Origin of the sequence: Chitinophaga sp. (assembly GCF_036566945.1) — a bacterium.
Taxonomy (GTDB): Bacteria; Bacteroidota; Bacteroidia; order Chitinophagales; family Chitinophagaceae; genus Chitinophaga.
In genome coordinates this window covers 1-10456 of record NZ_DATCVJ010000310.1, presented here as the reverse complement: position 1 = coordinate 10456, position 10456 = coordinate 1, and the positions used below count along the sequence as shown (strand labels likewise).

General features: G+C 48.8%; 7 protein-coding genes. All 7 read right to left on the bottom strand.

The window, feature by feature from the left end:
- A partial coding sequence (locus VIP81_RS09110; protein WP_331958773.1) for a TonB-dependent receptor occupies positions 1 to 1369 on the bottom strand: 1369 nt, incomplete at its 3' end.
- 5 nt (positions 1370 to 1374) lie between these two features.
- Positions 1375 to 2352, bottom strand: a complete 978-nt coding sequence (locus VIP81_RS09105) for a fasciclin domain-containing protein (protein WP_331958770.1) — start codon at positions 2350 to 2352, stop codon at positions 1375 to 1377.
- An 18-nt stretch (positions 2353 to 2370) separates the two neighbouring features.
- Positions 2371 to 3552, bottom strand: a complete 1182-nt coding sequence (locus VIP81_RS09100) for a fasciclin domain-containing protein (protein ID WP_331958767.1) — start codon at positions 3550 to 3552, stop codon at positions 2371 to 2373.
- Between the two features lie 11 nt (positions 3553 to 3563).
- Positions 3564 to 4619, bottom strand: coding sequence for a fasciclin domain-containing protein (locus VIP81_RS09095; RefSeq protein ID WP_331958764.1), 1056 nt, complete (start codon positions 4617 to 4619; stop codon positions 3564 to 3566).
- Between the two features lie 49 nt (positions 4620 to 4668).
- Positions 4669 to 5847, bottom strand: a complete 1179-nt coding sequence (locus tag VIP81_RS09090; RefSeq protein ID WP_331958761.1) for a hypothetical protein — start codon at positions 5845 to 5847, stop codon at positions 4669 to 4671.
- Between the two features lie 8 nt (positions 5848 to 5855).
- The gene (locus VIP81_RS09085; RefSeq protein WP_331958758.1) at positions 5856 to 7556 is read right to left on the bottom strand and encodes a hypothetical protein; all 1701 of its coding nucleotides are present in this window, start codon (positions 7554 to 7556) and stop codon (positions 5856 to 5858) included.
- A gap of 17 nt (positions 7557 to 7573) precedes the next feature.
- On the bottom strand, positions 7574 to 10456 hold a 2883-nt coding region (locus VIP81_RS09080; RefSeq protein WP_331958755.1), incomplete at its 5' end, for a TonB-dependent receptor domain-containing protein.

Here is a 10456-nt window from a genome sequence, read left to right as displayed (position 1 = left end):
CGATTTGCACCTGTGGCAGCGTGGGATCGGCATCGGGATTACGTTTGTCGTGCACCACGCTGTAACCGGCAATGAAACTGTTGGACCAGCGGCTATTGAAGCGTGACTTCAGCTCCATCACCGTGGAGCTTTGGTTATTCACCTGCTGATAGGCCATGCTGCTGAAACGGAAATCCTGCTGATCGCGGTCCATGTTCATGGCTTTGGAGGTAATGGTATTGTTGCGGACAGACAGCTGATGTTTGTCGTTGATATTCCAGTCGAGGCGGTTAAAGAATTTCTGCGAGCGGGAATAAGCGCTGTAGTTGCCGGCGGTGCCGGGATCAAAGGCGGCGCCGTAGCGATCGAGGGTAGACTGACGAATCTGATCGGCCTCTTTCATGCTGAGGATATGCGCCGTTTCTGCTTGTCCGACGAGCAATTGTGAAGGGTCCTGGCGGGAAGTAATTTCTTCGTTGGTGAAGAAGAACAACTTGTTTTTGATGATCGGAAAACCAACTCTCACGCCGGCCTGGTAATCATAAAAGTCGCTGTTCATTTTAATGCCGGCAGGACCTTTGCCGGTGAGGGCGGCATTGCGGCCAAAGCCGTACACCGAGCCGGTAACCGTGTTGGTACCGCTGCGGGTAACAGCGTTGATGCTTCCACCGGTGAAGTTACCAATCTTCACATCGAAGGGGGCCAGGTATACCTGCATGTCTTCGATGGCATCGAGTGATACCGCGTTGGTGCGGGTGCTGGAGCCGGGCATGCCGGAACTGCCGGTAATACCACCGGCGGAAGGGCTGAAGCCAATCGCATCGTTATTGATAGCGCCATCGATGGTGACGTTGTTATAGCGGAAGTTGGTACCGGCGAAAGAGTTATCGCGGGAGGCCTGTGGTACCATTTTAGTCATGTCCTGCAAGCTGCGGGAAATGGTAGGCATATTCGACAACTGCGTGCGGCTGATATTCTGCCCGGTGCCGAAGGTGTTGGCAGCGGCGCCTTTCTTTGTGCCTTTTACCGTTACAGCAGATAATTCCGTGCCGGCTACCACGAGTGTAAAATTGAGCTGCATGGGTTCCCCAAGACGGATACTGAGTTGCTCTCTTTTTTGCGGTTGCATACCCATCATGGTAACGGTAACGGAGTAAGGACCACCGATGCGCAGGCCGGGTAAATAGTAGCGGCCATCAGTGCCGGTGGCTACGCCATATTTGGTACCGGAAGGTTCATGCAGGGCCACTACGGTTACGCCGATGAGTGGTTCATTTTTATCGCCTGTGATTTTTCCGCTGAGCGTACCATTTGTTTCCTGTGCCTGTGCCGGGAAACGGATACAGAGCAGGAGCACAAAAAAATAAGCTATGTATAAAATTTTATTCATCACAATTACTGGTTTTCTTTTAATACCTGATCGATAATTTGCAGCACTCCGTTTCCGGCCATGAAATTTTCTTTGGTCACGGTAGCCGCTACTTTGTTGCCGGCGCCTTTAATGGTGATGCCGGTGTATTTCACGCCTTCTTTTACGAGGGTAATGGCAACGTTATTTCCATTCTGCATGGCTTGTTCCGTTTGATCGGTGGCGCCGGTGGTGAGGATATAATCGTAAATAAATTTCCGGCCGGAGAAGAAGTGATACAGCAGTAAGTCTTTCAATATTTTAGCATCGGTTTGATGGATGCTGTCTATCGTCGTAAAACCGGCAGCACGGAATGCATTGTTGGAAGGTGCGAAGAAAGTATAAACCGTATTACCGGCGATCATTTCTTTCAGTCCGGCTTGTTGCAGGGCTACGTTTAAAAAAGTAAGACTGGTATCTGCGGAAATAGCAGCAGATAGATTGGCGTACACGAGTGGCTGCAGTACCGTATTCAATACCTGGATTACGCCATTACTGGCGGGCAGGTTGTACGCCAGTACCGGGCTGCCGTTGATAGTGAGTAACGTATCCGCGCCTTTGATCCAATGTGTTACAAACATTTTAGCGCCGGTGACGGCGGACAGTTCCTGGTTAAATTTATACGGCAGTTTATTCAGCTCCCAGGTACCATTTACAATGTGATAGGATACCATGTTATTAAGCACGGTGGCACTTTCTGTAAGTACCTGTTGGGCAGTGGCGTAACCTGCTTTGCTGAATGCGTTGTTATCCGGGATCATCACGGTGTATGGTCCTTCCTTTGCCAGCAGGGCGCGGTAGCCTGTTCTACCCAGGGCGGTATTGAAAGAAGAGAAGTTAAATTTATTATCGTCTATGACGTAGGTCAGGCGATTAATTTCGTCTGATGCAGCCGGATGGTCTTTATCCTTGGTGCAGGCGGACAACATTAGTATCAGCAAACCTGTATAGGTGAATCTTTTCATTTTGTCTGCTTTTAAAAATTATCTTTTAAAGAGATCTGCTACTTCATGTACTACTCCATTGATCACTCTTATATTCCGGCTCTTTAAAGGGATATAGGGATTATTCGTTGCTAATCTTTTTACCCCGGGTTGCCCGTTGTTGTTGATAAACGACAGGTTCATCATTATGGGTGGACTGTTATAAGGCTGGCCTTCATACAGCACCAGGCCACTGAGTGCAGCCGCATTGTTGGCCAGTTCGTTGGCAAAGAACACAGGACCTACGCGGGCAGCTCCATTAAGCTGTGATGCGTTCATGATCTCCACACCGCAGGCCATTAGTAATGAATCCATGGAGATGACCGGTTGTTGCCAGAACATATTTTCATCATAGCCCGCATCGGGCAATGGCCAGGAACGGAGGCAATACTGCAGGATATCGCCGGCGTTATGGAAACCATTTTTGATGAACGCCTCGTTATTGGGCGCGAACAATGTAAACTGCGCGGCTTCAGGAGAAGATTTCAGGAATGCCAGGGGCTGGGTCATGTACACCGATTCGTAGAGACTATCGCAGATGTGCAGTGCCTCCACGTATAAGCTGAACCGGGGCTCACTTTGCAGGTAGTCCCACATCGACAATGTGGGTTTGGTGATCAGGTGATCAATCGGATAGATCACGCCGTTGGTGCCATCAATTTGTTGTCCCCATTTACTGAGGGCGATGCCATTCACTAACAGGCTATCCCCGTTTTTTCCAAGGAACTGGAAATCCACATAGTCTTTATACCATTCCGGTCTGTCGGGAAAGGAGCGGAACGACAAGGTAGCTGCAGCGGTATTGCCTTTGATGGCGCTGATATTTTCTGCCTGCAGGCGTATTGGCATTACATAGAAAGACAATAAGTCGTTCAGTGTAGCGGCATCGGCGGCCTGTATTTTTGCGGTTGTCCATCCGGCTTCATCGAAGGCTTTATCAGTGGGTACCAACAACGTATAAAAACCGGCGCCGGCTTCTTTCACTTTCTGGTCCATACCGGAATGCTGCCATGCCTCGCGGAAACGGGTATACGAAGAAGCAGCGAGCTGCTGCTGCCAGGTTTTATCCGGGCCCGCGCCATGTGGCACGGGTGCTCCTACCGGTTCCGGTTCAATATCCTGTTTGCGGCAGGCTGCCACAGCCAGGATCAGTAATAAGCCTAAAGATATTCTTGCTATCATCCGTTTCATTTTTATCGCTTCATTAAATCCGGGTTCAGGAAAAGATCATCTATCACGTGCACGATACCGTTGTTACAGAGATGATCTGCGTTTACCAGTCCATTTTTATAGTTTACTTCGGAAGGGCCTTCCTCATTGGGATACCAGTAGGCGTTTTTCCATTTTGAGATGCTGACGCCGGACGTTTCTTCGCCGGAATAACTGTTGTAGCTATATCCCGGCGTAATGGAATAGATCCCTGCTTTCAGGCCACCATAGCCCAGTGGTGAGGGGTTGGGTATGAGATGCCCGTCTGGCGCAAAAATATGCAGGGGTCTCATTTCGATGGGGTAAATAGCAAATACGATCGGGTCATAATCTGCTACATTCATGGCAGCAATTTTTGCTGCGGTGATACCGTATTTGTCGAATGCACTGTTGGTGGGTGCAAATACCGTTACTGGTTTATTTGTTTTGAGGCCGTCCCATAAATTAAATTTTTTCATGGCAGCGGCAAACAAGGTTAAGCTGGTATCGGCAGCGATGTAATCCTGTACGGTAGCTTGTGTAAGCTTGAGTGGTTTTGCCAGGATATGGATTACCCCATTGGCCAGGGCAATATTCCGTTTGCTGTCCGGATAAATCAGCGCACCGTTTACAAATGTTTCCTGATCGGGCGTGGTGGTGGCTGTTTTTAATACTGACACATATATTTGTTCTCCTGCCAGCGTGGGATATTTATTATCCAGCTGCTGCGGGAAGGTGGAAGTAAAGTAGCGGTTGCGAATGAGATGATAACGGAGCATCAAACGCAGACTATCGGTATTCATGCGGGCCACATCTTCCGTACCTCTTATACCCATGTTATTGAAGGCATTGTTATCCGGAGCAAACAACGTGAAGGGACCGCCCTGATTCAGCGTATCCAGCAAACCCGTTTTTTTCAGGGCAGCTGACAGGATGCTCAGGTCGTAGTTATTTTCGATGAAGGCGCCCATGGCGCGAGGTGTAGTGGTAGTGTCAATGGGTGGAATGAGATTATCTTTCCGGCAGCCTGTTAACAGTGCCAGCAGCAGACCTGCTGCCATGAATGATTTTATGATAGAATTATTCAGCATATTGAAATAATAAAAGACGTTAATAAACAGGTGGTATAAATTTCCGCTGGATGGTAGTGACATAGAACTTGCGGTTGATATACTCCACCGTATTCACCGTAGCAAATGATTGCGGGTTGTTGGTACCGGAATGAATACTCACTACCAGGCCTGTACGCAGATCACATCTCACCGCAAATGGCGTATAGGTAGTTTTACCGTTGTCTCCATAGTCACCCATAGTAATAGCGGAGAACACCCCTACCGGCAGAAAGCCTGGATAAGGCAGTGTTTCCGGAGAAAAACCGGGGGCAAAAAAACCGAAGGTCTGACTCATGTTGCCTGTAAAAATTTTATTACTGCTGCTATCCGGAAATAAAGGGAAGCTGAAATAGGGCGCTACTGCCGGTTGCAGGGAATGAACAATTTGTCCCATGGGAATACCTTTGTAACCCGGCAATGGCGTAATGGTAGCATTGTTCCGTTTATTTAACGAGTAGTAAATGTTCATCGTGTCTTTCAGCTTGGTGTTGGAGAGGTCCGCATTAGGCTCTGCATCCGGCGATTTAGTATAGAAATTTTCCGAGCTGAGATTGTAGAAATTCACATAGATCAATGAGTCTGCAAAAGGCTGTTTAGGAAATGTTTCCTGGCGCAGGTACATGAACGGACGTTGGCTCGCATATTCTGCTATCAGTGCGTGCATGGTATATACTTCACCGGCGCTGAGATCCACGGTGGTATCGATCAGCGTTATCCCTCTTTCCATTCTATCCAGTTCAAAGTAAGGCGTATTATTCAGTGGGCGGGTACGGAAAATGATGCGGTGTTTACCGGAAGGCACCTGTGCCCAGCTCGAGAGATCATAGCCATTTACAATAGGTGCGGCCAGTACTCTTTTAGTGCCGGGATATTCCTTTTGCCAAAGCACATTGCTGGCGGCATCCGGATAAGGGCGTGCCCAGTCGGCGCGCTGATCGAGGAAGTCGCCGGTGACAACAGCACTTATTGGTATGCCATAATCATCCAGCACCGGATCTATGAGGAAGGCGAGGAAAGGTTGCGGTGCATCTTTATTATCGAGGGTGGTGGTAAATTCCAGGCAGTTGAATACCCGCAGATAGGCGGGATTATTCAATACCACATATTCCGTTTTGCGGCAGCTGCTTATTAACAGTATGGCCAGCAGCAGTGGTAGTAAAAAGTATTTATTGTTCATAAGACTACTCAATTGTTATGTTTCACAATAATCATCCGGGCTTTTTCGGTGGCGTTGGGAGCGGTGCTGCCAATGAGTGCTACCGTATAAATGCCGGGCTCACTTTGCGGTAATTCGGGTGTTTTATATAGCTCCGGGCGGGCAATAAATTGCCGGCTTTTCAGGGGTGCAACACTGCGGAGCCAATCACCTGGTGCAATACCCGGCGCAGAAGCATAGGCCAGGATCGTATAAGGAAAGTTGACGAGCATTCTTTCATAAGGTTCGCTGGTAGCTGGTTTACCAGGATACAGGTGCTGTGAAGCCTGTCCTGCACCGCGGATCAGTTGCCCGTTGTCCTGTGTAAAAGTGACTTCATCGAGGTCCGGGCAAAAGTTCATGAAGCGGATCCAGAAAGGGTAGATGTCTTTAAACATTCCGTTGGTCCCGTTATCAGTAGATGTACCCCCATAGAATTTACCACTGAGGTTATTGGCCACCATCGCAATCGCGCTGGTCCCATCCTTGCGGGTATACAACCAGGCGGTCAGGTTATCGGCGGGCTGCAGATCGATGTTGCTTTCTGCGAGTAGCTTTCCATCTTCTCCCAAAGCTTTAACGATATGCGTGCCCGTTATATAGCGGTTATAGTTGGTTTGCTTACCGAAGGCCAGTGTACCGCCCAGTGGCTGTGCATCTACCTGCCAGCCGATTTTTTTACCCGCGGCAGCATTCACTCCCTGTATGCGGGCATAGGTAGTATTTACCGGCTCCGTGATATCTGCGATGATGCGGACGTTATTGTTTTCTGACTTGGACGTTTCTCCATTCGGGTTACCGGTGGGAATGTTTGCTTCGTAGGTATTGGCTACCACGATGGTATAAATACCGCCGGGTTGATACGTTTTCACCGGTGCATAGGTGAGCCAGGTATCTTTATAACCGCCGATACCAGGTGTACCCAGTAAGTCCATCAGCGTGCCGGTAGCCGGGTTGAGCACATTATACAGACTATTGGACCCTGACACTTCTTTTCCTTCTGCATTCAATACTTTAAATTGGTAAGTTCCATAGGGCAGCTCCACATAATCAGAATATTGGCCGGGGGCTATATTGCTCAGGCCCGGTACCGTGGTGCCATCTGCCAGCGTGACCGACATAGGTCCTGTCCGGAAAAAACCGTCGGGTACTCCGTTGCCCGCAGCAGAACTGAGATTCAACAAACGGAGCTTAAATCCGGCCGGATCTGCCGCCGGTGACACTCCCCTGGGGATCACGAACAAAGAGTCCGGAAATCCGTCCGGATTGGGCCGAAAACGTACAAAGTAATAATCGTTCGGATGGGCATCATCATCTATTGCCCTAAATGGCCGCGGCGGCGGCACGGCATTTCTGAAAGACAGGCTGCTGAATAAAATACTATCTGCCCTGCCGTCTTTCAGCAGCTCCCGGGGAATAGTGTAGGTAGTGCCTAAGCGACCGGATTCCTGGAACCAGAACGTGCCTTTTGTTTCGTTTGGGCCATAGTAGCCTTCCGGGTCGGGCTTCATATAGCTGGTGAGTTGTTTTCCACCCACCGACAATTCTGTGGCGCCACCTAAATTCACGAGGCGGATAGCAGAAGCCGTCATCGGCTGCTGTACCACGCGGTTATCGTAACTGTAATCCAGCTTTTTGCTACAGGCAGTCATCATCACTGCAGCCGTTAAGAGTATATAAGTAATTTTCATTTTCATCATTCAAATTTTTACAGGTTGAAAGTCAATCCCAGCATAAATTCTGTTCCTCGGTAAAAACTTCTGCGTACATATTTCTTTCCATAAAAATTTCCACCGGTACCCGGGTTGGCATATACTTCCTGTACGGGCCTGTCGAGTATATTTTTAGCGAAACCTTTTAACTGCAGGCGCTTCAACAGCTGTTGCGAAAACACAATATCCAGCACGGGATTAGGTCTGGAATACAGATCCGGCGTGCCATCCAGGTTTACCTGGATGAGGCGCTCCCCTACCATGTTAAAAGTGGTGGTGATATCTGTACCTGTTTTAGGACTATTAAAATTCAGGAATACATTCACCGAATAAGGGGCCTGTTCAAACAGCGGGCTGTTGGCCGGCGCGCGGCGATCGATGGCACGGGAAGATTCCAATCTCTCCGCAGTTTTCTTAATTTCACTTTGTGCCAGCAATAAGTTAGATCCCAGTGAAAAGTTTTTCATCACCTGACTCAGGATGCCCAGGTTCTTTACCACTTCCAGCTCCAGCCCATATACCTTTCCCTTGTTAGGATCGTTCTGAAATTCAATCGCCGGAAACTCCGGGAAACGCGCGTTCAACCCGGATGAATTTTGTTTAAATACTTTTGTTAACTGGTTATTGATTTCTTTATAAAAAACAGAGGCGGAAATCACTTCTCCCGGATGAGGGAACCACTCCCAACGAAAATCATAGTTAGTGGTATGCTGGTTTTTTAACTTCGGATTACCAACTACCAATGCAAACTGGAAAGGATCAAAATCAAAAACGTTGGTGAGCTCTCTCAGCTCCGGCCTTGCCAGCGTGGTATTGTAGCCCAGCCGGAAGTTCATGTTCTTGTTTAGTGTATAGGTAAGGTTAGCAGAGTAATAAGGCTCGTAATCTGTTTTGTAGATAGCATTCGGTTCTGTATACACCAGGTTTACTTTATTACCGCTGGCATCTTTGGTGGTGATACTCGGATCCAGGAAGACATTGGACGTATCTACGGCCGCCTGTATATCGGTCATTTCAAAACGTACCCCACCTGTGAAGCGCAGCTGTTCGGTGAGATGCAGATCCAGCATACCATAGAACGCACGGGTTTCGTAGTAGCCTTTATAGTTGTTGGGCGACTTCTGGATATTATACAGGAAGCCACCATTGCGGGGCGCGCCTTCTTCATTATAAGCAGAGGGTGGACGGACACCAATACGGTCGTAGCCTACCAGCTGATCCAGCTGGCCATTTACTTCATACAAAGGCAGTGCACCGTCGCTGGAGTAGTTAGATCCGGGGAGATAGAGTACATTTTCTGCAAAGGTTCTTCTGCGGTGCAGGTAGTTCACACCTGTTTTAAATTCCTGTTTTTTATCGAGGACTTTAAAAGGGAGGGTCACATCTGCTTTATAGTTGTAATTATTTTCTTTGAGATGACGAAAACGGCGACCATTAGGGTCGGCCTGAATGATACCGTAAGGACCATATCCGTTTACGTAACCGGATACCAGGGAATACAGGCTGGGACTGGATACCACTGGCGGTGTAGTGCCGGGTGTGGTTACAGGACCGGTGTAAGTACTTCCTCCGTTGATGCGATAGTCGGCCAGGTTTACAAAGCGGTAATCCGGATCGTCCTGTGTGGAAGAAGAGCTGGCCATGTTGTAGCTCAACTTCGGCGCATATTCGTTTTTACCAAACTTGTGCTCACCCTGTAAATTAAACGTGTTGAGTGTGCGGTAGCTTTGGCGTAAGGCATAAATAAGGTTATACACTTTGCCGGGCAGGCCGGTGTACTCATACGCGCCGTGCAGATTAGTAGCGCGGGTTTCCGCACCACGACTGCCCAGGTACTGCATACTTATTTCGTGCTGAGGACTGAAGAGGTAAGTGAGTCCACCCAAAAATCCATAGTTGAGTGTTTGTGTGCCGGTGTTTTCCTTATAGTTTAAATACTTCCCCAGGTTAATGTTGTTAGGGGTGATGTAGTTAGGAATCACGCGGGGACTGTACAATGCGCTGTTGCCCGTTAACACGCCCTGGTATACACTATACTGGGTCAGTGATCCATCGTGGATATCGTTGGTACGGTTGTAATAATTGGCGCCGGCGATGAGTCCTACCTGGTGTTTCTTAAATACCGTATAGCTGTTGCCGTAAGTGATGGAATAAATCTGGTTTAGCGGCGCCTTTTTATATTTAGTGGTGAGTACGGGATCAAAGCCATGCATAATTTTGTTGATGCGGTTGGCTTCTGCCAGCAGGGCCGGATCATTGCGGCTGTTGGCGATGTTGCGTTGAATATCACCTAATCCGTTGGGGTATTGGGAAGACAGTTGTTGAAAGTCGTTGGTAAGTCCTTTCCCTTTTACTTTTTGTCCGAGGAAGCCCATGTCGCTGTTATAAAAACTATTGACGTAGCTACCTGTTTGCGAGTTCATGCCCGATTGCACGGTGATGCTCAGCGTTTGCCGGTCGGGAACTGATTTTGTTTTCAGCTCCACGATACCGGCGGCGGCATCTGCAGGTTTATCAGAGGTGGTTGTTTTATAGATGGTGATATTATCCAGCAAGCCTGCAGGTACCAGGTCCAGCGGGATGGCGCTTCTATCCGGATCAGAAGAGGCAAGGCGAATACCATTCAGCTGACCGATCACGCTCCGATCGCCCAGGCCGCGGATGGCCACATACTTATCGTCTGTTACCGTTACTCCTGACACGCGTTGCAGTGCCTGGGTAGTGGTGATGCTGGCGGTTTTTTCGATATTCTGTGCCGAGATCCCATCGGAAATCATGGCAGAGTTTTTACGGTCGTTCAGCAGCATGGCTTCCGTGTTGGAGCGTCTGCGTGCATCTACCGTTACGGCGGCGAGGGTTTTACTGTCTGCTTTCAGCAG